Origin of the sequence: Rhodococcus sp. B50, assembly GCF_013602415.1 — a bacterium.
Lineage (GTDB): Bacteria > Actinomycetota > Actinomycetes > Mycobacteriales > Mycobacteriaceae > Rhodococcus.
This window is the reverse complement of record NZ_WPAG02000002.1, coordinates 1,558,754-1,582,172: the sequence shown is the minus strand read 5'-3', so window position 1 is coordinate 1,582,172 and position 23,419 is coordinate 1,558,754. Positions and strand designations below refer to the sequence as shown.

Here is a 23,419-nt window from a genome sequence, read left to right as displayed (position 1 = left end):
AGACGCTCCGTTCCCGCGCTCCGTAGACTGAGGGAATCACTCGCGCGACGAGCGCGAGGCACGAGCCGGAGGGAGCTGTTCCAGTTGGGTGTTCTGTCCCGCATCCAGTCGCCCGACGATCTACGTCGACTCTCCCCTGTGGAGCTCACCGAGCTCGCGGGGGAGATTCGGGAATTCCTGGTCGAGAAGGTCGCGGCGACCGGCGGTCACCTCGGGCCCAATCTCGGCGTCGTCGAGCTGACCATCGCTCTGCACCGGGTGTTCGATTCGCCTCGCGACCCGATCCTCTTCGACACCGGTCACCAGGCCTACGTCCACAAGATCCTCACCGGTCGTCGCGGCGAGTTCGACAGCCTCCGGCAGAAGGGCGGGTTGTCCGGCTACCCGTGCCGCGCGGAGAGCGAACACGACTGGATCGAGTCGTCGCACGCATCGGCCGCGCTGTCCTACGCAGACGGGCTCGCCAAGGCCTATTCGCTGTCCGGACAGTCCGATCGGACCGTCGTCGCGGTCGTGGGCGACGGTGCCCTGACCGGCGGCATGTGCTGGGAAGCGCTCAACAACATCGCTGCCGGCCAGAACCGGTCGATGGTGATCGTCGTCAACGACAACGGCCGGTCCTACGCGCCCACCATCGGCGGTCTCGCCGATCATCTCGCGGCGCTGCGCCTCAAGCCGGGCTACGAGAAGGTGCTCGACAACAGCCGGCGCATGGTCAAGCGGATCCCGTGGATCGGCTCGGCGGCCTACTCCGTGCTGCACGGCATGAAGGCCGGTGTGAAGGACGCGGTCAGCCCGCAAGTGCTTTTCACCGACCTGGGGATCAAGTACCTCGGCCCGGTCGACGGGCACGACGAGCAGGCGATGGAATCCGCGTTGCGCCGCGCGAAGGCGTACGGCGGTCCGGTCCTCGTCCACGCCGTCACCCGCAAGGGCGCCGGTTACGCGCCTGCCGAGAACCACCTCGCCGATCAGATGCACGCCACGGGCGTCATGGATCCGCGCACGGGTCGGGCGAAGGCAGCCTCCGCACCCGACTGGACGTCGGTCTTCTCCGAAGAACTCATCGCGCTGGGGGAACAGCGAGAGGACGTCGTGGCCATCACCGCCGCGATGCCCGGACCGACGGGCCTCGCCAAGTTCGGCGAACGGTTCCCCGAGCGCACCTTCGACGTGGGGATCGCCGAACAGCACGCGCTGACGTCGGCGGCGGGTCTGGCGCTCGGCGGGATGCATCCCGTCGTCGCGGTGTACTCGACCTTCCTGAACCGGGCGTTCGACCAGCTGCTCATGGATGTCGCGCTGCTCCGGCAGCCGGTCACCGTGGTCCTCGACCGTGCGGGAGTGACGGGCTCGGACGGTGCCAGCCACAACGGCATGTGGGATCTGTCCCTGCTGGGCATCGTGCCGGGTATCCGGGTTGCCGCTCCGCGCGACGGGGCGACGCTGCGTGAGGAACTGGGCGAGGCGCTCGACGTCTCGGACGGCCCCACCGTCCTCCGATTCCCCAAAGGCTCCGTGGGAGAGGACATCCCCGCGATCGAACGGATCGACGGCACGGTCGACGTGCTGCGGATGCCGCCTTCGCGTCGCGGCGACGCACTGATCGTCGCGGTCGGAGCGTTCGCGGGTCTTGCGCTCGACGTCGCCGACCGTCTCTCCCGGCAGGGGATCGATGCCGCGGTCGTCGACCCGCGGTGGGTGTTTCCCGTGTCCGACGCGGTGGTCGACCTCGCGCGCGGTTTCCGGATCGTCGTCACGGTCGAGGACAGCGGCCTGCACGGCGGTGTCGGCTCGGCGGTCTCCGCTGCTCTGCGCCGCAGCGATGTCGACATGCCCACGCGCGATGTCGGGGTGCCGCAGAAGTTCCTCGATCACGCCTCCCGCAACGAGATCCATGCCGAGCTCGGTCTGACGGCCCAGGACGTGGCACGTCAGGTCACCGGCTGGGTCGCTGGCCTCGACAGCGAACCCGAGGAGCGGTCGCGCCCCTCGGCGGTCGAACAGTCCGATCGCGAAGCCGGCTGAGTCGGTCGACACGAGGCATACATGTCAGGGGGCGGTATCCGGATCACCGGATACCGCCCCTGACGTGTATCGACTAGCTCTGCATCTCCTCGAGTTCCATGCCCTTGGTCTCGGGGATCTTCGCCTTGACGAAGAAGAACGACAGCAGGGCGAAGAATGCGAACAGTCCGTACAGGAACCACAGGCCGACCGCGGAGGTGAGCGGCGGGAACGCCAGCGTGACTGTGAAGTTCGCGATCCAGTTGGCCGCGGTGCTGATGCCGAGGGCCACCGCGCGCATGCGGTTCGGGAACATCTCGCCGAGCATCACCCACATGATCGGACCCCAGGTGGCGGCGAAGAAGATCACGAAGGCGTTCGCTCCGACGAGCGCGAGCGCACCCCACGGTGCCGGCAGTTCGACATCCTCACCGCTGCCAACCGCCTGCGAGAAGGCGATCGCTGCCAGCAGCAGGCTGACGAACATGCCGATCGAACCGGTCATCAGCAGCGGCCGCCGACCGATCTTGTCGACGAACAGAATCGCGACGAACGTCATGAGCACGTTGATCACGGCCGTGATCACCGAGGTCGTGAACGACTGATTCTCCGTGAAACCCACGGACTTCCACAGCGTCGTCGAATAGTAGAAGATCGCGTTGATACCGACGAACTGCTGGAAGACCGCCATCGTGATGCCGACCCACACCAACGGCTGCAGACCGAAGACCGGGCCGCGGATGTCGCCGAAGGACGCCTTCGATTCCCGGCGCAGCGTGAGCCGGATCTCGCGGACACGTTCGTCGGGCCGAAGTTCACCCGTGACGTTCGCCAACACGGCCGCGGCCTCTTCGTCCATGTCCTTGCCGACGAGATATCGGGGCGACTCCGGGATCGTCATCGCCAGTACGCCGTAGAGGATTGCGGGCGCCACACCGACGAGGAACATCCACCGCCAGGCCTCGAGGTTCCACCACAACTCGTTCGACGCTCCGCCGGCGGCGTTCTGCAGGACCGCATCCGACAGAAGGGCGGCGAAGATGCCGAGGGTGATGGCGAGCTGCTGCAGCGACGCGAGCGCGCCGCGGTAGCGCGCGGGGGCGATCTCGGAGATGTAGGTCGGCGCGATGACGGACGCGATACCGATGCCGAGCCCGCCGAGGACGCGCCACAGCATCAGGTCGGGAACGCTGAAGGCCAGGCCGGATCCGATCGAGGAGATGACGAACAGGGCCGAGCCGAGGAGCATCACGCGCTTGCGGCCCCAGCTGTCGGCGAGGCGCCCGGCGAACCACGCACCGACGGCGCAGCCGAGCAGGGCGATGGCGACGGCGAAGCCGGTCACGAACGAACTGAGCGCGAAGTTGTCCTGGATGGAGTCGACGGCGCCGTTGATGACCGAGCTGTCGAAGCCGAACAGGAAACCGCCCACGGCCGCCGCGACGGTCACGGCGATGACTTTCGCGGCGTGTGCGGTCGATGGTTGGGTCACCGAGGAACTCCTGGATGAGACTGGCTGCATGGGCACGAAAGGGCTGGACACACTGTGTTTTCTTCAGGGGAACATTACGCCGCGCCGAACTGCCGACTCGACGTTTCCGGCGAGAACTCGACGACAGGCCGCGCCTCGCGCGGGCGATCCCCCGCCGGTGCGGACTTCTGGGCGGCGCCTCCAAGTTAGGAAGAATTCTCCGCGTTCTGCATGCCTGCCTGCGGCGCTCCTATCTGTGAGGGTTGTCGCTTGACATGGTGTGATCAGGGAATACAGTCTTCCTCCATGACTCGGCGACGACCGGACGCGACGGTACGAGGCGTGGTGGGTGAGGCGGCGTTCCTGCTGACCTCACCCCGGCGGTTTCTCATGGAGATCGCGCTGCCCCCGATAGGGCACGGTGTAGTGGAACACAGCAAGGCCCTCGTCGATCCCGTCACGCGATTCCGGAACACGAGCGCGTACATCTTCCTGGTGGCGTTCGGTGACGACGAGGAACGCCGCAGGGTCGTACGCTTCGTCAACCGTGCCCACGCGCCGGTCCGGGCCGACGGATACAACGCCTTCGATCCGAAGCTGCAGGTGTGGATCGCCGCGGTGATGTTCCACGGCGGCCGGGACGTGTACGAACGGTTCTTCGGCCGCCTCGACCGCGCCGAGGCCGAGCGGCTGTACCGCGAATTCGCGGTCTACGGCACGTCGCTGCAGGTGCCGGAGGACATGTGGCCCGCCGATCTCGACGCGTTCGATGCCTACTGGCACAGCGTCGTCGACGATCTGGAGATCGACGACACCGTCCGTTCCTATGCTCGCGCGCTACTCTCCGGCGGCGACCTGCCGATCGTCGCCCGTCCGGCGATGGCGCTCAACCGGTTCTTCACCCTGGGGATGCTCGACCGCCGTATCCGTGAGGCCTACGGCTTCACGTGGACCGACACTCACCAGCGATGGTTCGACCGCCTGATGCGGATCGCGGCGCCCGCCTATCGGGCACTGCCCGCGGCGGCGCGGCACCTACCGATGAAGCTCGTCCTGCGCGACGCGCGACGGCGGTTCTCCGCCGCGCCCGCGCACGCCGCAGCATAGGAGGAGCTGCGGAGATCAGTTCTCCGCAGTGAGTGCCTTCGCCAGTCGCGGTACGGTCAACGCGCGTTGCCACGGCCGTGCCCCACCCTCGGTGAAACGACCGTCGATGTACTCCTCGACGTCGTCCGCGGCCGCGACGTCCCAGTCCCAGCACAGGCGCCGCACGAGTTCCGGACTCACCAGATTCTCGACGGGAACGGCGACTTCCTCGCTCAGGGCGGCGAGTTCGCCGCGCGCTGCGGCGAGACGCTCGGCCTCCTCGGGGTGGTGGCGCGACCAGCGGCCGGCCGGGGGAGGCCCGGTCAGCGGCGGCGTGAGGGGTGGCAGCCGGTCCTCGGGCAGCGCACGGGCCCGCTCGATCGCGTTCAGCCAGGCACGCGAGGAACGACGCTGGCGTGGACCACCGAAGACCGGAAGTGCCTGCAGCTGTTCGACGGTGGTGGGGTTCGCCTCCGCGGCAGCGATGATCGCGGAGTCGGGCAGGATCCGCCCGGGGGCGATGTCGCGTCGGGCAGCGATCTCGTCGCGCGTGGTCCACAGTTCGCGGACGATCGCGAGGCGACGCCGGTCCTTGATCGCGTGGATCTTCGATGTACGTCGCCACCGATCGGGCTTCGGGGCCGGAGGTCCGGCGAGGCGGATGTGCTCGAATTCCTGGGCGGCCCACTCGGTCTTGTTCTGCCGCTCGAGTTCACGCGCCATCGCCTCACGGAGCTCGACCAGCGGTTCGACGTCGAGCGCGGCGTAGTTGAGCCACGACTCCGGCAGCGGCCGAGTCGACCAGTCCGCAGCGCCGTGGCCCTTGCGCAGTTCCAGGCCCAGGGTCTCGGCCACGATCGCGGCGAGACCGACGCGAGGAAAACCGGCGAGGCGACCGGCGAGTTCGGTGTCGTACAACGTGGCCGGCCGGAGACCGAGTTCGGCGAGGCCGGGGAGGTCCTGGTCGGCGGAGTGCAGAACCCACTCGAGGTCGTTGATCACCTCGGCCAGAGGTCCGAGGTCGTCCCGCGTCGGAATGGGATCGAGCAGCACCGTGCCGGCGCCTTCGCGGCGCAGCTGTACGAGATAGGCACGCGCGGAGTAGCGGTAGCCTGACGCGCGCTCGGCGTCGACGGCCAGCGGGCCGTGGCCCTGCGCGAGCATCGCTGCCGCATCGGCGACCCCGCGCGCCGTGGTGACGACCTCCGGGACGCCGTCGCGGGGTTCGAGGAGCGGCACCGTCGTCACGCTCGTGCTGTTCTGCTCGTCCTCGTCGTTCTGTGCCGGCATGGGCGTGACTCTAGCCGTGTCCTTCCCGTGCGCAATTCCGTTCTTCTCCTACGCGCGCGATCGGCGGGACCGCGGGCTCGCCCGGGCACCGCCTCACCCCTCCTGCGACACGGCCTCGTCGCTCTCCGCGCCGGCCGCGAGGATCAAGTCGTCGAGGGAGGGGGAGAAGTCGTCGACGAGCTCCCACAGGTCGGGAACGAGATCGGGACACGAGATCAGACCGATGTCGAGCCTGCTGTCGAGGGAGAGCACCGTCACGTTGAGAGCCGCGCCGTGGAAGATCGGGCCGAAGGGGTGCATGGCCGTCATGCGCGCACCCAGGAAGTACAGCGGGACGGGTGGTCCGGGCACGTTGGAGATCACGAGGTTGTGGATCACCGGATGCCGGTCGGCGAGGCGGAGCCCGGCGTAGGCGCGCATCGCGGGCGCGAACACCGCCGCGCCGAGGAACTGCGACCAGTCCTGCAGCAGGTTCGCGCCGAGGTCGGCATTGTGGTCCTTGGACACCGCATTCGCTTCCGCGAGGGCACGCAGTCGCTCGGCCGGATCCGCGATGTGGGTGTGGAGGTCGGCGAACATCGCCGAGACCTGGTTACGTCCCGCCCGATCCGACCTGCCGTGGACCGAGACCGGGATCATCCCGATGAGCGGGGAATCGGGAAGCTCCCCGCGCCGCTCCAGATACCGGCGCAGCGCACCGGCGCACACGGCCATCACCACGTCGTTGACGGTGACCTCGAAGACGTTCTTCACGAGCTTCACGTCGTCGAGGTTCAGTTCGGCGAAGGCGACGTTGCGGTGTCCGGTAATGGTGGAGTTGAACGGTGTGCGCGGCGCAGTGAACGGCGCGGGCATGGCGTCGCCGCGTCGTGCGCGGGCGATCCATGAGGCCACCGACGTCACGGCCGCCGGCAGGATCCGCAGCAGGTGGAGGGGCCGCCGGGCGACGTTGAGGGCCCCGGCGACGGCGATGGCGAGGTCGTTCGCGTCGCCCGCGCCCCACGGCACCGGTTCCGGGCGCGGGTCGGCCGGGTCGAGGCTGCACAACTGCGCGATGAGGGCCGCACCCGACACTCCGTCGACGCCGGCGTGGTGCATCTTCGCGATGACGGCGATCCGGCCGTCGTCGAGACCGTCGACGAACCACATCTCCCACAGGGGTCGGGAGCGATCCAGGGGCTGCGAGGCGATGTGGCCGCACAGTTCGGCGAGTTCGACCCGGCTTCCCGGTGCGGGCACGCCGACGTGGTGGACGTGCCGGTCGAGGTCGAAATCGTGGTCGTCGACCCAGACCGGATGGTCGAGGTTGAACTTGCTGTCGGCCAGTTTCATCCGAAATTGGGGTACGGCGGCGAGTCGTGCCTCGAGTTCGTTGCGGAGGCTCGGGTAGTCGTGGCGGCCCGGCACGGTGGATGGATCCAGCACGATCAGCCCGCAGATGTGGAGGAGCTGACTGGGGGTCTCGAGATAGAGGAAACCCGCGTCGAGCCCGCTGAGACGCTGCATGGAACCAGGGTAGAACAGGTTCTAGAACTCGGGCCGGATTGCGCCGATTCTCACCGCTGCAGTCGTGCGACCCCCGCAGGAGGCAGGCCGGCGGCATAGGCGAGGACGTCGCAGAACGCCTCGACGTGCGGGGCCAGCATGTCCGACTGCGGAGTCCACGAGGCGCGCAGTTCCAGTTGGTGTGCGCGGCCCGGGCCCGCGATGTCGCCGAACCTGACGGAGGTCGTCGAGGTCACCGTCCCGCCCAGGGCCGTGAGCGGTTCGCCGTGCGCGGCGAGTGCGTCGACGAGCCAACTCCACGCGACCTCCGGCAGCAACGAGTCGGCTGCCAGGCTTTCGTCGACGTCGGCCTGGATGTACGAGACGAGCCGGGTGGTCCCGTGCCAGGCCTCGTCGCCGTCGGGGTCGTAGAGCAGGATGAGGCGGCCGAACGCGTCGCCCTCGGACTGCTCGGGCACCCGGTCGGTCTCGTCGTGGAGGACCTCGGCGCCCAGTGCATAGCTGTAGGGAGCGAGTCGTTGCGGTGGTCGGATCGGCCCGACCTCGATCTCCGGGCGCACGGTAGCCGCGTTCATCGCATCGACTGCGGAACGGAAGCGGGCCGGCTCGGCGGGCGAGGTGGTCACCGAGCGGACGTTAGTGCCGGTGACGCACCGCACGCGGGAGGCGCGCCGATTCCGGTGGGTGGCGCGGTCGTGGCAGCATGGGGCAACGGGTCCGCACCACACGCGTCGGTCCGGGACCCGACAGACGCTGCCCTGCGCGACGACGCGCAGTGCCCGAAGAACGAGGATCGATGACCGGCTTGGAGAACACGAACGTCGGCTCTGCGGTGCCCGCGGAGTACCCCGCGCGGAGGATCCTGCCGCATGCGCCCCTGCTGGCGGCCGCGCGCGGCGAGCAGCCCGTCCACCGGCCCGTCTGGTTCATGCGCCAGGCCGGTCGCTCCCTGCCCGAGTACCGGGAGATCCGCGCCGGTGTCGGCATGCTCGAATCGTGCTTCGACCCCGAGCTCGTCTGCGAGATCACGATGCAGCCGGTGCGGCGCCACAAGGTCGACGCCGCCATCCTGTTCTCCGACATCGTCGTCCCGCTCAAGGCCGCCGGTATCGACCTCGACATCGTCGCCGGGACGGGCCCGGTCGTCGCGACCCCCGTCCGCACCCCCGCCGACGTCGCCGCGCTGCCGTCCCTCGAAGCCGAGGAGGTCGGAGCGGTCGCCCGCGCTGTCGGTCTGCTGACCCGCGAGCTCGGCGACACCCCGCTCATCGGATTCGCGGGTGCACCCTTCACGTTGGCGTCCTATCTCGTCGAGGGCGGTCCGAGCCGCAACCACGAGCGCACCAAGGCGCTCATGCATGCCGACCCGAAGACCTGGCACGCCCTCCTCGGCAAGCTCACCGATGTCGCCATCGCCTTCCTGCGCGCCCAGATCGGTGCCGGTGTCGACGCCGTCCAGCTTTTCGACTCGTGGGCCGGTGCCCTGTCGCTCGCCGACTACCGCGAGTACGTCCTGCCGCACTCCGAGCGCGTCTTCGCCGAGGTCGCCGATGCGGGTGTACCGCGCATCCACTTCGGCGTCGGCACCGGAGAACTCCTCGGTGCGATGGGTGAGGCCGGTGCGGACGTCGTCGGCGTCGACTGGCGTATTCCGCTCGACGTCGCCGCGACGCGCGTGGGGGCAGGCAAGGCCCTGCAGGGCAATCTCGACCCCGCGATCCTGTTCGCCGGGCCGGAGGTCGTCGAACGCGAGGTGCGCCGCATCGTCGCCGAGGCCGACCGTGCGCTCGCTGCCGGCGCCACCGGCCACATCTTCAACCTCGGTCACGGGGTCCTGCCCGACACCGATCCCGACGTCATCACCCGAGTGGTCGAGCTGGTGCATTCGCTGTGACCCCGCCGACGGTCGCGGTCGTCGGTGGTGGAATCAGCGGCCTCGTCGCCGCGTATCGGCTGCGTCGTTCGCTCGGCGCCGCCGCACGGATCGTCGTGCTCGAGCGATCCTCGCGGCTCGGTGGCAAGCTCCGCACGGTCCCACTCGCCGGCGACCCGGTCGACGTCGGAGCCGAGGCGTTCATCGCACGCCGGCCCGAGGTGCTCGCACTCGCCGAGGAACTGGGGCTGAGCGACCACATCGTTCACCCTTCGAGCGCGCGACCGCTCCTGTATGCCGGCGCGCGGCTGCATCAGCTGCCCGCGGGCACGCTGATGGGCATCCCGGCGTCCGCCCAGTCGGTCGAAGGACTCGTCGACGACGAGACTCTCGCCCGCATCGCCGCCGAACCGACCGTTCCTCTGCATTGGGATCGGGGATCGGACGTCTCCGTCGCGGAGCTCGTCCGATCACGCTTCGGCGAGCAGGTGGTACGGCGCAGTGTCGACCCGCTGCTCGGCGGGGTGTACTCGGGGCTGTCCGACACCGCCGGTGTGCGCGCCACCGTCCCGACCCTTGCCGCCGCCCTCGATGCCGGCGCGACGAGCCTGAGCGACGCCGTCTCCCGGGCCCTGCCCCCGCCGTCGGACGCGCCGGTCTTCGGGACGCTGCGTGAGGGCTACGGTGTCCTGCTCGAGTCCCTCGTGCGCGAGGCAGACGCGGAATTCCTGTACGGCACCGCGGCATCCGGATTGAAGCGGAACGGCGACGGGTGGGCGATCGATCCGCTCGGTGAGGTCGACGGCGTGGTACTCGCCGTGCCCGCGCCGGACGCCGCCCGGCTGCTCGCCGACAGCGTGAGGTCCGCCGCGCAGTGCGCCGCGCAGATCCCGCTCGCCTCGTCGGTGGTGGTCGCGCTCGCGTTCCCACACGACGCCGGGCTGCCGCAGAATTCCGGGATCCTCGTCGCGACGGGGGAGGAGCTGTCCGCGAAAGCGTTCACGCTGTCGAGCCGTAAGTGGCCGCACCTCGCGGAACGACCCGTCGCGCTCGCCCGCGCCTCGTTCGGCAGGTTCGGCGACGATGCGCTCGTCGACGCGTCGGACGCCGAGCTGATCGCACTGGCCCGTGCCGATCTCGCGACCGTCACCGGCGTCGACGCCGAACCGGTGGACACCTTCGTGCAGCGGTGGCACGGCGGGCTGCCGCAGTACCGCGAACACCACGGCGAGATCGTCGCCGCCTTCGAGGCCGAGATCGCAGGGCTCGACGGACTCGAGGTCGCAGGCGCGATGTTGCACGGAGTGGGCGTACCCGCATGTGTCGCGTCAGGCACGGCCGCGGCCGCACGACTGGCTGCACGAATGGCAGGATGAACGGCATGGCACGTCTCGACTACGACAAGCTCAATTCCACTCTTCGCTATGCGATGTGGTCGGTCTTCCAGGTCCGGCCCGGTGTTCTCGGCGACGACCGCACCGCCGCGATCGAGGACGCGAAGGCATTCTTCGCGCGATTCGACGACACCGACGTGATCGTGCGCGGTCTCTACGATGTGGCCGGCACCCGCGCCGACGCCGACTTCATGCTCTGGACCCACGCCGAGCACCTCGAGGACCTGCAGAAGCTGTACGCCGACTTCCGTCGCACCACGCTTCTCGGTCGCGCGAGCACCCCGGTCTGGTCCAACACCGCCCTGCACCGTCCGGCGGAGTTCAACAAGAGCCACGTCCCGGCATTCATCGCAGGTGAGGACCCGGGCAACTACATCTGCGTGTACCCCTTCGTGCGGTCCTACGAGTGGTACCTGCTTCCCGACGAGCAGCGTCGCAAGATGCTCGCCGATCACGGCAAGGCCGGCCGCGGTTATCCGGACGTGCGCGCCAACACGGTGCCGGCCTTCGCCCTCGGCGACTACGAGTGGATCCTGGCCTTCGAAGCGCCGGAGCTCGACCGCATCGTCGACCTCATGCGCGACCTGCGGGCCACCGATGCGCGTCTGCACGTCCGCGAGGAGACCCCCTTCTTCACCGGACCGCGTGTCGAGGTCGATGCGCTCGTCGCGTCGCTGCCCTGACGTGACCTCGACGAGCGCGGTGCCACCCGAGGGAAACGGTCCGCTGTTCTCCCAGATGGCGCACTGGGGGATGTTCTCGGCGCAGGCACGCGACGGTGAGGTCGTCGCCGTGCATCCCTACGCCGGGGACCGCGACCCCTCACCGATTCTGGGGAACATCCCCGGATCGGTGCGGCACCGTGCTCGCATCGCCGGACCGGCCGTTCGCCGCGGCTGGCTCGAGAACGGACCGGGACCGAGCACGCGACGCGGCGACGACGAGTACGTGGCCGTGTCGTGGGACGAGCTCACCGAGATCCTCGCGGGCGAACTGCAGCGCGTGAAGGACCGGCACGGCAACCGGGCGATCTTCGGCGGCTCCTACGGCTGGTCGGCGCCCGGCCGGTTCCACCACGCGCAGAGCCAGGTGCACCGCTTCCTGAAGATGTTCGGCGGCTACACCCGCTCGGTGCACTCCTACTCGCTCGGCGCGACCGGCGTGATCATGCCGCACGTGGTCGGCACCCACTGGAAGTTGTTCGCGCGCTCCACCTCCTGGGAGGTCATCGCCCGCGAGACCGACCTGATGGTGTGCTTCGGCGGCATCCCGCTCAAGAACACCGCCGTCAACGACGGCGGTACGAGCGATCACCCCACCCGCGACGCCCTCGACCGGATGCGGGCCCGCGGCGGCCGGATCGTCTCGTTCAGCCCGATCCGCAGCGACGTGCACGGCGAGCACGAGTGGCTCGCTCCCCGGCCGGGCACCGATGTCGCGATCATGCTCGCCCTTGCGTACGTCCTGGCCACCGAAGGCCTCATCGACCGCGAGTTCCTCGACCGCTACTGCACCGGCTACGACCGGTTCGAGCACTATCTGCTCGGCCGCACCGACGGCGTCCCCAAGACCCCCGAGTGGGCGGCCACGCTCTCGGGGCTGCCCGTCGAGACCTTCGTCGACCTCGCGCGGCGCATGGCCCGCGGTCGCACCCTGGTGTCCGTGACCTGGTCGCTGCAACGCGTCCGCCACGGCGAGCAGGCTCCCTGGGCGGGCGTGACCCTCGCCGCGATGCTCGGTCAACTCGGCGTTCCCGGCGGCGGATTCGGTCACGGTTACGGTTCGATGAACGAACCCGGCCTCGCGCCCGTCCCGTATCCGTTGCCCACCCTGTTCCAGGGCAACAACGACGTCGAGGACTTCATCCCCGTCGCCGCGATCTCCGACCTGCTGTTGCGGCCGGGGGAGCAGTTCGACTACGACGGTCGTCGCCTGACCTTCCCGGACATCCGGCTCGTGTACTGGGCAGGCGGCAATCCCTTCCATCACCACCAGGACATCGGCCGGCTCCGTCGCGCCCTGCAGCGACCGGACACGATCGTCGTCCACGACCCGTACTGGACGCCGATGGCCAAGCACGCCGACATCGTCGTGCCGTCGACCACGGCACTCGAGCGCGACGACCTCACGTGCACGCGCAACGATCCGCTGCTCGTCGCGATGCAGGCCGCCGTCCCGCGCTTCGCCGACGCCCGCGACGACTACGACACCTTCACCGCTCTGGCCCACCGTCTCGGATTCGGCGAGAAGTTCACCGAGGGCCGGACTTCCCGGCAGTGGCTGGAACACCTCTACGAGCAGTGGCGCGGTTTCGTCCTCGCCGACGCCCGGCGGGTGGAGGATCCACCGCCCTTCGAGGACTTCTGGTACGGCGGACCGGTACGGATGCGGACCGAGGACGATCTCACCCTGTTCGAGGACTTCCGGTCCGATCCCGATGGGAACCCGCTGCGGACCCCCAGCGGACGCCTCGAGATATTCTCCGCCGACATCGACTCGTTCGGGTACGACGACTGTGCCGGTCACCCCACCTGGTACGAGCCGGACGAATGGCTCGGTTCCCCACGGGTCGAACGGTTCCCGCTGCATCTGATCGCCAACCAGCCGGCGACGCGCCTGCACGGGCAACTCGACCACGGTTCCGTGAGCCAGGCGTCGAAGATCCGCGGCCGCGAACCGATCCGGATGCATCCCGACGACGCCGCCGCGCGAGGTCTGGAAGCCGGCGACATCGTCCGCGTGTTCAACGATCGGGGGTCCTGCCTCGCCGGGGTCGTCGTGGACGACGGGCTGCTGCCGAGCGTCGTCCAGCTCGCGACGGGTGCCTGGTACGACCCGCTGGACCCGTCCGATCCGGGATCGATGTGCGTGCACGGGAATGCGAACGTGCTCACCCCCGACGTCGGGACCTCGTCGCTGTCCCACGGATGCACGGGGCAACACGTGCTCGTCGACGTCGAGCTGTTCGACGGCGACCTGCCGCCCATCCGGGCCCACGACCCGCCTGTCGTCCGGCCACGCTGAGTTCTCCGCTGCGGGGCCGTCACAAGCCGAGGGACGACTGTACGTCGTGCAGGGTGGCCGCGGAGGCGGCCAGCCCCGATTTCTCCTCCGACGACAGCGGCACCTCGAGCACGGTGTGCGCGCCGCGCGCGTCGACGATGGTGGGGAGCGACAGGCAGACGTCCTGCAAGTCGTGCAGGCCGGTCTGCAGCGTCGAGACCGCCAGCACCCGGCGCTGGTTGCGCAGGACCGCCTCCACGATGCGGGCACTCGACAGGCCGATGGCGAGATTCGTGGCGCCCTTGCCGCGGATGATCTCGTAGGCGCTGCGCACCACCTCGTCGAAGAGTTCGGCGCGGGTGTCGGCACCGAAGACCGGTCGTCCGTCGAAGGTGAAGGAGTCCACCGGCACGCCGCCGATCGTCGCACCGGACCACAGAGCGACCTCCGAGTCGCCGTGCTCCCCGACGACGAACGCGTGGACGTTCTCGATCGCGACATCGGCGCGGTGCGCCAGCAGATATCGCAGCCGACCGGAATCGAGCACGGTTCCCGATCCGAAGATCCGACCGTCCGTGATGCCGGTTGCCGCGATCGCGGCACGGGTCACGATGTCGACGGGATTGCTGACGAATACGATCACCGCGTCGGGGGAGACGGACAGCAGGCGGGGCGTCAGATCCCGTGCCAGGGCGACGTTCGCGGCGGCGAGCTCGAGGCGCGACTGACCGGGATGCTGCTTGGCGCCCGCCGTGACGACGATCAGATCCGAACCCGCGGTGACGGCGACGTCGTCGCCGCCCTCGATCCGGCACGACGGCGCGAACTGGGTGCCGTGGTTCAGATCGAGGACCTCGGCGCGCACCTTCGCGGGATTCGTGTCGAACAATGCGATCGCGTCGGCCGACCCCCGCAACAGACACGCGTAGGCCACCGCAGTCCCGACGCTGCCGGCACCGACGACGGACAGTTTCGTACTGCTTCCGGCACTCGCACGAGTTGCGGCCATGGGCAGATTCTCGCCCACCCGACGGACGTGCGCGAGCGCAGGGCCGGCACGGGGCGCGGCAGTTGCCCGACCGGCGGGCGGTGCGGGCTCTAGCCTCGACTGCATGGCCACGACACTTTTCGACGCCGTCCTGTTCGATTTCTCCGGCACGTTGTTCCGGCTCGAGGAGGACGAGAGCTGGCTCGCCGACGTCACCGACGAGGCGGGTGAACCCTTCGACGTACACCGGCAGGCCGAACTCATGCGGCGGTTGACCGCGCCCACCGGCCAACCCGTCGAGATGGATGCCGACGAGCACCACGCATGGACCAACCGCGACCGCGAACCCCGATGGCACCGCGAGGCCTATCTGACGGTGCTGAGGAAGTCGGGACTCGCCGACCCCGAACAGGCTCAGGCGCTGTACCGGAAGGTGACCGACCCCGACTGCTGGACGGTCTATCCCGACACGGTCCCCGTGATCGAGGCGCTCACCGGCGACGGGATCGCCGTGGGAGTGGTGAGCAACATCGCGTTCGACCTGCGGCCCGCCTTCGCGCGGCTCGGCATCGACGACCTCGTGTCGGTGTTCGCGTTGTCCTTCGAGGTGGGCGCCGTCAAACCCGAGCCGGAGATCTTCCGCTACGCCGTCGACGCGCTGGGCGTCGACCCGCAGCGCACGCTGATGATCGGCGACAGCGAGAAGGCGGACGGCGCCGCACGGTCGATCGGATGCGCGTTCGAACTCGTCGAACCGTCACCGACCGCCGAGCGGCACGACGCGCTGTGGACCGCACTGGCCGCAGCCGGGATCACTCCGACGGAACCAGGCGCAGGGAGATCGAGTTGATGCAGTACCGCTTGTCGGTGGGGGTCGGGTATCCCTCGCCCTCGAAGACGTGCCCGAGATGGCTGTGGCACGTCGCGCACACCACCTCGACACGCCGCATCCCCAGCGAGTTGTCCTCGCGCAGGATCACGGCGTCGGAGGCGGAAGGATCGAAGAACGACGGCCACCCGCAGTGCGAGTGGAACTTCTCGGTACTGCGGAACAGTTCGGCACCGCACGCGCGGCATTCGTAGACGCCCTCGGTCTCGGTGTCGGTGTACTCGCCGACGAAGGGACGTTCGGTGCCGGCCTGCCGCAGCACGGCGAATTCGGCGGGAGTGAGCTTCGCGCGCCATTCCTCGTCGCTGTGGACGACCTTGGGTGCGGGTTCGGATCGAGGAGCAGACGTCATGATCTCCACGCTAACCGCGGTCGGCGCGCCCGTCACGTCTGCACCGGCACGGACGGATCACGTGCGTGCCGGTTGCTTCTCCTCGAGCAGGTGCGACGGCTCGATGCCGTCCGCCAAGCGTCCTTCGCGCTTCGCCGCGAGGTACCGGTCGAGCAGGACGGCGAAGACGACGATGAGCAACAGCGACCAGCCGAAAGTGGTCTTCATGTACTCCGCGGCCCGTCCGGCCTCCACCCAGCGGCTCGACAGCCACGAGTCGTAGCTCAGGAAACCGTAGACGGCGAGCCAGGCAGGCCAGTTCCGCATCACGGAGTTCGGCAGCAGCACCGTCATCAGCAGCGGGAACAGCATCATCGAGTAGTACATCTGACCGAGCGACGAGAGCAGGAACGACGCCGCGAGCAACACGCCCCCGGCGGTGCATACGAAGAACACCTCGTCGTGACGGCAGTAGCGGTAGAGCAGCCACACCGAAACCGCCACCATCACCGCGAGCACCGCCCGTAGACCGAAGATCAGCCATCCGGGAAGCCCGTAGTACATGCCGTTGCCGACGATCGCGCTGTTGAAGTAGTCGCGGGACTCGAGCAGATAGGGCACGGTGTGCTCCACGAACTGCCATGCGTCGACCGACAGGGGCCAGGCGATGATCGTCAGCGCGATCGGGACGCCGGCAGCGGTGACGAAGACCTTCCACTGGCCGCGGACAAGTGGCAACAACAGCAGGGGCGCGAGGATCGGTTTGACGGCGAAGGTCAGGCCGAGCGCCGCTCCGGCCCACAGGTCGCGCCGTTTGAGCAGCAGCGTCAGGAACGCTATCTCGCCGAGGAGGACGAGACCGTTGATGTTCGTGAAGACGAGTGTGTTGGTCACGGTCTCGGACGCGAACGCGGCGAAGACCAGCACCGGCGCGATCGGGGAATCGAGTCGCAGACCGAACATGCGCAGCAGCAGGTACAGCGCGATGAGGATCGCGATCGCATTGGCCAGGATGAACAGCCACCGCGAGCGTTCCGGGTCGATCACCGCGATCGGTGCGATCAGCAGGGTTCCGGAAGGTGGGTAGAGATAGTGGGGGTCGACCCACTGGAACTCGGCGGTGTACACCGGCCGGCGGTTGAGGAAGGCCAGCGCCGCGTTGTAGACCGGGGTGAAGTCGTCCGTTCGAAACCCGTTGACCGCTTTGATCACGACGCGGTGCAGAACCGTCAGTACGGCGAGGGGCCACACCACAGCCTTGACCACCTCGGCGGTCGTGCGTGCGGTACGGGGTTCGAGACTTCTGAGGAACACTACGGCACGGTACCCCGCGCAGATGCCGGCCTGTGCACACGCCCTGGTGTGCACGGCGCCCCGCGCATGCCCCGGGCCGGGGGACACCCGCCCGGCGACGTCATGCGGGGCACAGGCTCCCGTTGGGTGGGAGTTCCCCGTCGGAGAGGTAGCTCTCCACCCGGGCCTGCACGCATCCCGAGTGCAGGACCGCCGAATAGCCGGCGCCCTGCCACGACAGTGACGCCCAGGCGATGCCACCCGCCGTGAGGACACCGGTCACCGATTCCACCCCGGCGTTGCCGACGATCGGGTCGGCCGCGCCCGAGGAGACGAGCACGGGCACGTCGAGGGCCGCGGGCAGCGGCGGAGCAGGCAGGCTCGGCCAGGCCGCGCACGCGGTGAGGCCCGTCGCGAGATCCGCTCCGTACAGCGGGTACAGCGTCGACCAGCTCTTCGCGAGATCGCCCGCGTGGGTCGGGGTCGGCCACCGCTGCCCGTCGCTGCACCGCGCGACGAACTGGCCGTCCGTCGAGAGCGCTTCCTCGGCCGCGCCCACCAGGTCGATGAGCGGCATGACGTCACCGTCCCGCGCCGCCGCGAGGACGTCCGCCACATCGCGGACGCGGGCCTGCAGATCGGCACGCGGAGTGCCGAGGACTCCCGTCAGCGCGGTGAGCAAGGAGTTGGCCGAGACGGGCGCGAGCTCGCCCGCGGTCGCCTGCTCGTGCAGCTCCTCGATCGCCGCGCGGGGATCGTCTCCCAGAGCGCAGTCCAGGGCGGCGCACTGCCGGGCGAAGGCGTCGACGGCGGCCTCTGCGCCGCGGGCCTGCGACTCGGCCATGAGCTCAGCGTCCGCAGTGGCCGCGGCGGGGGAGTCGAGGACGAGACGGCCGACCGCGCCGGGATACGCGGCAGCGTAGGCGAGTGCGACGGTCGCACCGTTCCCCACTCCGAGCAGACCGATCCGGTCCACCCCCCACGCCTGGCGGAGACGCTCGATGTCGTCGGCGGCGTGCGAGGCGCCGAACATCAGTTGCTGGGGCTGCAGGTAGTCGGTGCACGAGACGGTCGCCTGACGGCCGAGCTCGGCGACGCGCTCGGGTGCATCACCGGTGCGGCCGAATTGGCCGAGGTCGCCGAGACCGCGGCGATCCGCAGGAAAGATGCAGTCGATCGCGAGCGAGCTGCCGATTCCGCGACGATCCACCGCGACGATCGGGCGCATCGCCAGTGCACCGGACATGGGGCCGGTCGCCATGCCGGTGAGTGCGCGTGTCGACGCCGTATCGGCACCGGTCGTGAGAACCAGGGGAGCCGCGTCGGGGGGAGTGTCCGCCAGCCGCGCGCGCATGACGGCCAAGGGGAAGGTGCCCGTCACGGTGCCGGCCACATCGATCGGTGCGACGACCTCCGCGCACTCGAGGACGAGACCTGCAGGACCCGGGGGTGCGTCGAAGGCGGACAGCGTCTCGCCCGTGCAATCCCGCCAGGCGGGTTCGGTCGACGGCACCGGAAGCTCGGGCACCGTCGTCTCGTCCTGCTGGGGCCGGTCCCCGGCGACGCCGGGATCGTCTCGCACGACGGCGACGTCGGGACGTATCGACGGTCCTGCTCCGCACGCGGTCGACACCGCGGCAACCGTGATCCACATCGCGGCGATCACTCCCGATCTGCGCATGCGCACAGCCTGCCAGGTTCGGTGACGACGGCGTGCAGCCGGTGGTGGGCGGGCCGACGGAAGTGTCCTCCCGCAGCGTGACAGCGGGGTGAACGCCGTGTGAAGTAGGTCGCATTCCGGATTCGGGTGAGGATTCGAGCATGATGCGGTCGTACCCTGGGCTGATGCACGAACGTCTCGTCGATCGCAATCCGGTGGTGCCTGCAGACCAGTTGGTGGCGCAGATGGTGCCCCCCGCGATGTTCGACGAGGTGAGCTTCGAGTCGTACATCCCCGATCCCAACGAACCGAGCCAGGCGGCCGCGGTGAAGACTGCGGCGGAATTCGTCGGCAGGATCGGGAAGATCCGTGGCGGCAAACGGGGGCTGTTCGGCCGCCGCTCCCAGCCGCAGGGTGCCGGTCTCTATCTCGACGGCGGCTTCGGTGTGGGCAAGACCCACCTGCTCGCCTCGATCTTCCACAGCGCACCCGCGCCCAAGGCTTTCGGCACCTTCGTCGAGCTCACCCACGTCGTCGGTGCTCTCGGGTTCAACAAGGCCGTCGAAGAACTGTCGAACCACAGCGTGCTGTGCATCGACGAGTTCGAACTCGACGATCCGGGCGACACCATGCTCGTCTCCCGTCTGCTGACCGAATTGTCGGCTCGTGGCGTCTCGATCGTCGCAACCTCGAACACGCTGCCCGGCCAGCTCGGCGAGGGCCGGTTCGCGGCCCAGGACTTTCTCCGCGAGATCAAGAAGCTCTCGTCCATCTTCGAGACGATCCGCGTCGACGGCCCCGATTACCGTCACCGCGACCTGCCGCCCGCGCCCGACCCGGTCGAGTCGGCCGAGCTCGTGGAGCGCGCCGACGCGATCCCGGGTGCCACGCTCGACGACTTCGACGAGCTGTGCGCGCATCTGAGCACCCTGCATCCGTCCCGCTACGGCAAGCTCGTCGAGGGTGTGCCCGCAGTCTTCCTCGAGGGCGTCCACCCCGCGAAGGACCAGTCGGTGGCTCTGCGCCTGGTGGTCCTCGCCGACCGGATGTACGACGCGAGCATCCCGGTGACGGTTTCCGGAGCCAAGCTCGACGAGATCTTCACGCCTGAGATGCTCGCCGGTGGCTACCGCAAGAAGTACCTGCGCGCGACGTCCCGCCTGCTGGCATTGTCCCGCTTCGAGGTCGCCGCAGGCTGATCGGGAATCCGGCGCGCACATGCCCGCCGGGTCCCCTCACCCGATCACAGGGTGCGCTGCATGACGAAATCGTCGTGTGTCTGTGCGCCCACCACGAACGTGCGCGTGCCGACCGCCACGAATCCCTGCTTCTCGTAGAAGCGACGGGCGCGCGTGTTCTCCTGATTGACTCCGAGCCACAGTCCGGCCCGACCGAGCGTGCGAGCCCGCGCAACGATCGCTTCCATGAGCGCCACGGACACTCCGGCACCGTGATGACCCGGCATCACGTACAGCTTGCTGATCTCGATCGCCGGCCGCGCCGTGATCACGGCGTCGATCTCGGGATCCTCGGGTGCGGCGTCCACTGCCATCAGATAACCGACGATCTCGCCGCCCGCACGCGCCTCGAGGACGATGCGTTCGGGCGACGACAGGTACTCGGCGAACTTCTCGGCACTGAGGGTTCGCTCGATGAACTCGGCGATGTCGTCCTCGGCGGCGTCCGGAGGGCAGGCGAGAGGGAAGGTGGCCGCGGCGACCTGGGCGATCGCTTCGGCATCCCAGATGCCCGCCTCGTCGACGGAGACCGCTTCTTCGAGTGGTGGCATGGACATGCACACCAGTGAAGCACTCGGACGACACGATTCGGCACACGCCCCCGAGTACCGATGCGATGCGGTGAAAAGGTCCGAAAATGGCTGAACCCCAGCCTTGGATGGGGGGTCATGGCTGGGGTTCGACACCATCGGGGGGATGGCAACATCCACGCTACATGAGGGATCCCTCAGGTTCCAGCCACCGCGGTCACGGTTGCGTCACACGGGTTCGTGCGTGCGACTTGCACGAAATGTCGGTGCGTTGTACCGTCGCGGCTATGAAGCGCGTACTCGTAGTTCACCGCCGTAGCGGGGTCTGATTCGGACCGACCCCTCGCTGCGGGTCGTTGAGCTACGCGTCGGTCCTCCCTCCTCGTGGAAGACCACTACGAACGATGAACGCCTTCACCTCTTTCTCCGGTTCTGCTCCGATGTTCCCCTTCGGCGCTGCGGGCGCCACCGATCCGTTCCTCGCCCGATACGGGCGTGCACTTCCTCGGGGATTGCGCGAGGAAGCCGCCGGCATGACCTGGGCGGAGTTCGAATCCGCCTACGGCGGCCGTCCCGGCCCCGTCCGGCTCGGTGGCTGGTCGGCAACCGCCCTGGGGGCGGGTCGCAGCGCATTCGAGGCGACCATCGCGATCGGCGACACGATCCACACCGCATCCGCCACGACCTGCGGACCGATGGCCGCGATGACCGCGATGCTGTACGACCTCGGGCTGAACATCGAGATCCTGTCGTTCCATCGGCACGACCTCGGTGAGATGTCTGCGACTTTCCTGCTGTGCCGTTCCGGCGAGCACACGGCATGGGTGATGGGCACGGGCGAGACCGGCATCGAGTCGTCGCTGCGGGCGATGATCGCGGGGATCAACAAGCTCGGCGCATGACGCGTCCGGTCCGGTGCGGGGAGTGCCTCCGCACCGGATCGCACGGATCCTGGAACGAACGAATGAAGGCCCCCTTCGAAATTCGAAGGGGGCCTTCATCTTCGGTGCGCGATACTGGGATTGAACCAGTGACCTCTTCCGTGTCAGGGAAGCGCTCTCCCGCTGAGCTAATCGCGCCGGCACGGTAATCGCCGGAGTGGAGCGGATGACGGGATTCGAACCCGCGACCCTCACCTTGGCAAGGTGATGCGCTACCAGCTGCGCTACATCCGCAAGTGCACGTTCTTTCGGTGAACCGATCCGACCCACGTGCTGGTCGAACCTGGTGCGCGATACTGGGATTGAACCAGTGACCTCTTCCGTGTCAGGGAAGCGCTCTCCCGCTGAGCTAATCGCGCGAGGTGGAGACGGGAATCGAACCCGTGTGCACGGCTTTGCAGGCCGTTGCCTCACCACTCGGCCACTCCACCGTAAAAGGTCGAGTCCAACCTCTCGAGCGGATGACGGGATTCGAACCCGCGACCCTCACCTTGGCAAGGTGATGCGCTACCAGCTGCGCTACATCCGCATTCGCACCGCTCGGCGTCTTGCTCTCCGTGGTGCGGTTCAAAACAGTAGCCGAGCATCTACGAAACGCACAAATCCGCAGGTCAACGGCAGAAAACCGGCAGATTTCGCGAAGGTGACCGGCTGATGTCCCCTCGGGAGGCGCCCCGCGGGGCCGTCGGGGAGGGCTGTCGGGCACTTGTGGTCTCCCGGTCCGGGGAGTGGTCCGTTCGGCCACCTCGGGTCTCCGAGGCCGACATCCCGCTCGCGTACACGCGCGCGAGGTTGCGGCCGGAAACGCTGCGACCAGGCGATTCGTCTTCATGGCGGGAGCGTGTTAGTGTTCCATCTCGTTCGAGCCGCTGCGATGCGGCCCGGTCCCGTGGCTCAGTGGAAGAGCGTCCCGTTCACACCGGGGAGGTCGCTGGTTCGATCCCAGCCGGGACCACCGAGAGAGACAGTGACGAAAGGCACCCCGGTCGGGGTGCCTTTTTTCGTACCGTGATGACATCGTTGAGCGCGTGCGCGGCGCCCGGTCGGGCGGGACGCCCGCGAGCGCATGTTTCCTTCGAACCGCAACCGGCCCGCGTCGGGCTCGTCCACAGGTGGCGTGTGGGCACAGCTGTGGTGCTTGTGGCCGAAGTGCGCGTAGTGATGGCAGGATCGTGGTCGTCGAGGAGGACACGTCCGGATGAGCGTTGCGGACAGCGAATGGCCGGTCGTGGGGGCGACCGGGGCGAGATTCGGATCCGGCCGGTCCCGTCGACGTCGGCGGCCGGCGGATCACGCCGTGCCGGTACGGGATCACCACGAGCCGGACCTCGTCGTCGACGAGGTCGCGGCCACCGAGGTGAACCGACCCGCAGCGCAGCCGGCCGACGCAGCGCAGCAGACCTACGCAGCGCAGCCGGCCGGCCGGGATGCGGGCACCGGGACCAGTGTGGGAATCGAGGACATGAACCAGCCAGAGACGTCGTCGTTCGTGCGCCCGTTCGTGCGGAGCGGGGGACGCACCCGAGCCGAGGTCGAGTTACCTCTCGAAGCGCTCGTGTCGGCCGTCCCCTCCGCGATGGGCAGTGAGTCCGGTCCGGCCATGGACGAGCACCGACTCGTCCTGGGGCTGTGTGCTCAACCCCGATCGATCATGGAAATCGCGGCACTCGCCCGGATCCCGCTCGGTGTCGCTCGGGTGCTGGTCGGCGACCTCGCGGCGACCGGTGAGATCACCGTGCACCGCACGGCCGACAAGGTGGGACCGAACGTCGAACTGCTCGAACGGGTGCTGACGGGTCTGAACCACCTCTGAGCTTCTCCGGTCGGCTCCCTGTGTTCGCCGCCCGGGCGGATGTCGATAGCATGATGAAGTTGCCGTGTGCTCGCGATCGTCGACCGCAGCACGTGCCCGGCGACGA

The 23,419-nt window shown here is 68.6% G+C and carries 19 protein-coding genes and 6 tRNA genes; 11 read left to right on the top strand and 14 right to left on the bottom strand.

Going from position 1 to position 23,419, the window contains the following annotated elements:
* Positions 1-84 precede the first annotated feature (84 nt).
* Positions 85-2,028, top strand: a complete 1,944-nt coding sequence (dxs, locus tag GON09_RS07615; protein WP_213931276.1) for a 1-deoxy-D-xylulose-5-phosphate synthase — start codon at positions 85-87, stop codon at positions 2,026-2,028.
* Between the two features lie 73 nt (positions 2,029-2,101).
* Here the strand turns inward: dxs and GON09_RS07610 are convergent, their stop codons facing one another.
* The gene (locus tag GON09_RS07610) at positions 2,102-3,535 is read right to left on the bottom strand and encodes a sugar porter family MFS transporter (RefSeq protein WP_307854337.1); all 1,434 of its coding nucleotides are present in this window, start codon (positions 3,533-3,535) and stop codon (positions 2,102-2,104) included.
* A 249-nt stretch (positions 3,536-3,784) separates the two neighbouring features.
* Between GON09_RS07610 and GON09_RS07605 the strand changes: the two genes are divergently transcribed.
* A complete protein-coding gene (locus GON09_RS07605; protein ID WP_213931274.1) occupies positions 3,785-4,585 on the top strand; it encodes an oxygenase MpaB family protein in 801 nt (266 codons plus the stop codon).
* Positions 4,586-4,600: 15 nt separating this feature from the next.
* Here the strand turns inward: GON09_RS07605 and GON09_RS07600 are convergent, their stop codons facing one another.
* The 3 genes from GON09_RS07600 to GON09_RS07590 all read right to left on the bottom strand — a co-directional run bounded on the left by GON09_RS07600 (position 4,601) and on the right by GON09_RS07590 (position 7,986).
* On the bottom strand, positions 4,601-5,854 hold the full coding sequence (locus tag GON09_RS07600; protein ID WP_213931273.1) for an HRDC domain-containing protein: 1,254 nt from the start codon (positions 5,852-5,854) through the stop codon (positions 4,601-4,603).
* Between the two features lie 93 nt (positions 5,855-5,947).
* Positions 5,948-7,360, bottom strand: a complete 1,413-nt coding sequence (locus tag GON09_RS07595) for a WS/DGAT/MGAT family O-acyltransferase (protein ID WP_213931272.1) — start codon at positions 7,358-7,360, stop codon at positions 5,948-5,950.
* 50 nt (positions 7,361-7,410) lie between these two features.
* Positions 7,411-7,986 carry a DUF3000 domain-containing protein gene (locus GON09_RS07590; RefSeq protein ID WP_213931271.1) on the bottom strand — a complete coding sequence of 192 codons (576 nt, stop codon included), beginning with the start codon at positions 7,984-7,986 and terminating at the stop codon, positions 7,411-7,413.
* Positions 7,987-8,156: 170 nt separating this feature from the next.
* On the opposite strand from GON09_RS07590, the gene hemE reads away from it, so the two are divergent.
* The 4 genes from hemE to GON09_RS07570 are packed head-to-tail and all read left to right on the top strand — an operon-like array spanning position 8,157 to position 13,651.
* The gene (hemE, locus tag GON09_RS07585) at positions 8,157-9,254 is read left to right on the top strand and encodes a uroporphyrinogen decarboxylase (protein ID WP_213931270.1); all 1,098 of its coding nucleotides are present in this window, start codon (positions 8,157-8,159) and stop codon (positions 9,252-9,254) included.
* Positions 9,251-10,609 carry a protoporphyrinogen oxidase gene (locus GON09_RS07580; RefSeq protein ID WP_213931269.1) on the top strand — a complete coding sequence of 453 codons (1,359 nt, stop codon included), beginning with the start codon at positions 9,251-9,253 and terminating at the stop codon, positions 10,607-10,609. Before hemE ends, GON09_RS07580 begins: the two co-directional genes overlap by 4 nt.
* Positions 10,610-10,614: 5 nt before the next feature.
* On the top strand, positions 10,615-11,310 hold the full coding sequence (gene hemQ / locus GON09_RS07575; protein ID WP_213931268.1) for a hydrogen peroxide-dependent heme synthase: 696 nt from the start codon (positions 10,615-10,617) through the stop codon (positions 11,308-11,310).
* Positions 11,311-11,365: 55 nt separating this feature from the next.
* Complete coding sequence (locus GON09_RS07570; RefSeq protein ID WP_213934337.1) at positions 11,366-13,651, top strand: molybdopterin-dependent oxidoreductase; 2,286 nt, start codon at positions 11,366-11,368, stop codon at positions 13,649-13,651.
* A gap of 19 nt (positions 13,652-13,670) precedes the next feature.
* Here the strand turns inward: GON09_RS07570 and GON09_RS07565 are convergent, their stop codons facing one another.
* Complete coding sequence (locus GON09_RS07565; RefSeq protein WP_213931267.1) at positions 13,671-14,639, bottom strand: L-lactate dehydrogenase; 969 nt, start codon at positions 14,637-14,639, stop codon at positions 13,671-13,673.
* Between the two features lie 103 nt (positions 14,640-14,742).
* Here GON09_RS07565 and GON09_RS07560 point away from each other — a divergent pair, with 103 nt between their 5' ends.
* Complete coding sequence (locus tag GON09_RS07560; RefSeq protein ID WP_213931266.1) at positions 14,743-15,468, top strand: HAD family hydrolase; 726 nt, start codon at positions 14,743-14,745, stop codon at positions 15,466-15,468.
* On the opposite strand, the gene msrB is transcribed toward GON09_RS07560, so the two are convergent.
* The 3 genes from msrB to GON09_RS07545 all read right to left on the bottom strand — a co-directional run bounded on the left by msrB (position 15,431) and on the right by GON09_RS07545 (position 18,812).
* Positions 15,431-15,859: a peptide-methionine (R)-S-oxide reductase MsrB gene (msrB, locus tag GON09_RS07555; protein WP_213931265.1), complete on the bottom strand. Its 429-nt coding sequence runs from the start codon at positions 15,857-15,859 to the stop codon at positions 15,431-15,433. The genes GON09_RS07560 and msrB overlap by 38 nt on opposite strands.
* 57 nt (positions 15,860-15,916) lie before the next feature.
* Positions 15,917-17,152 (bottom strand): glycosyltransferase family 87 protein, encoded by a 1,236-nt coding sequence (locus tag GON09_RS07550; RefSeq protein WP_213931264.1) that lies wholly within the window; start codon positions 17,150-17,152, stop codon positions 15,917-15,919.
* 100 nt (positions 17,153-17,252) lie between these two features.
* Positions 17,253-18,812, bottom strand: coding sequence for an alpha/beta fold hydrolase (locus tag GON09_RS07545; RefSeq protein WP_244865433.1), 1,560 nt, complete (start codon positions 18,810-18,812; stop codon positions 17,253-17,255).
* A gap of 164 nt (positions 18,813-18,976) precedes the next feature.
* Here GON09_RS07545 and zapE point away from each other — a divergent pair, with 164 nt between their 5' ends.
* A complete protein-coding gene (gene zapE / locus GON09_RS07540) occupies positions 18,977-19,990 on the top strand; it encodes a cell division protein ZapE (RefSeq protein WP_213931263.1) in 1,014 nt (337 codons plus the stop codon).
* A gap of 44 nt (positions 19,991-20,034) precedes the next feature.
* On the opposite strand, the gene GON09_RS07535 is transcribed toward zapE, so the two are convergent.
* Complete coding sequence (locus GON09_RS07535; RefSeq protein ID WP_213931262.1) at positions 20,035-20,586, bottom strand: GNAT family N-acetyltransferase; 552 nt, start codon at positions 20,584-20,586, stop codon at positions 20,035-20,037.
* 377 nt (positions 20,587-20,963) lie between these two features.
* Between GON09_RS07535 and GON09_RS07530 the strand changes: the two genes are divergently transcribed.
* On the top strand, positions 20,964-21,461 hold the full coding sequence (locus tag GON09_RS07530) for a 2-isopropylmalate synthase (protein ID WP_213931261.1): 498 nt from the start codon (positions 20,964-20,966) through the stop codon (positions 21,459-21,461).
* Positions 21,462-21,566: 105 nt separating this feature from the next.
* Here GON09_RS07530 and GON09_RS07525 read toward each other — a convergent pair.
* From GON09_RS07525 to GON09_RS07505, 5 genes are all read right to left on the bottom strand, one after another.
* A tRNA-Val gene (locus GON09_RS07525) sits at positions 21,567-21,638 on the bottom strand.
* 20 nt (positions 21,639-21,658) lie between these two features.
* Positions 21,659-21,734 (bottom strand) — tRNA-Gly (locus tag GON09_RS07520).
* Between the two features lie 50 nt (positions 21,735-21,784).
* Positions 21,785-21,859 (bottom strand) — tRNA-Val (locus tag GON09_RS07515).
* A gap of 1 nt (position 21,860) precedes the next feature.
* A tRNA-Cys gene (locus GON09_RS07510) sits at positions 21,861-21,931 on the bottom strand.
* Between the two features lie 25 nt (positions 21,932-21,956).
* A tRNA-Gly gene (locus tag GON09_RS07505) sits at positions 21,957-22,029 on the bottom strand.
* Positions 22,030-22,383: 354 nt separating this feature from the next.
* Here GON09_RS07505 and GON09_RS07500 point away from each other — a divergent pair.
* Together GON09_RS07500 and GON09_RS07495 are read left to right on the top strand one after the other, a co-directional pair.
* Positions 22,384-22,455, top strand: a tRNA-Val gene (locus tag GON09_RS07500).
* 243 nt (positions 22,456-22,698) lie between these two features.
* Positions 22,699-23,313: a DUF742 domain-containing protein gene (locus GON09_RS07495; protein WP_213931260.1), complete on the top strand. Its 615-nt coding sequence runs from the start codon at positions 22,699-22,701 to the stop codon at positions 23,311-23,313.
* Positions 23,314-23,419: the final 106 nt, after the last annotated feature.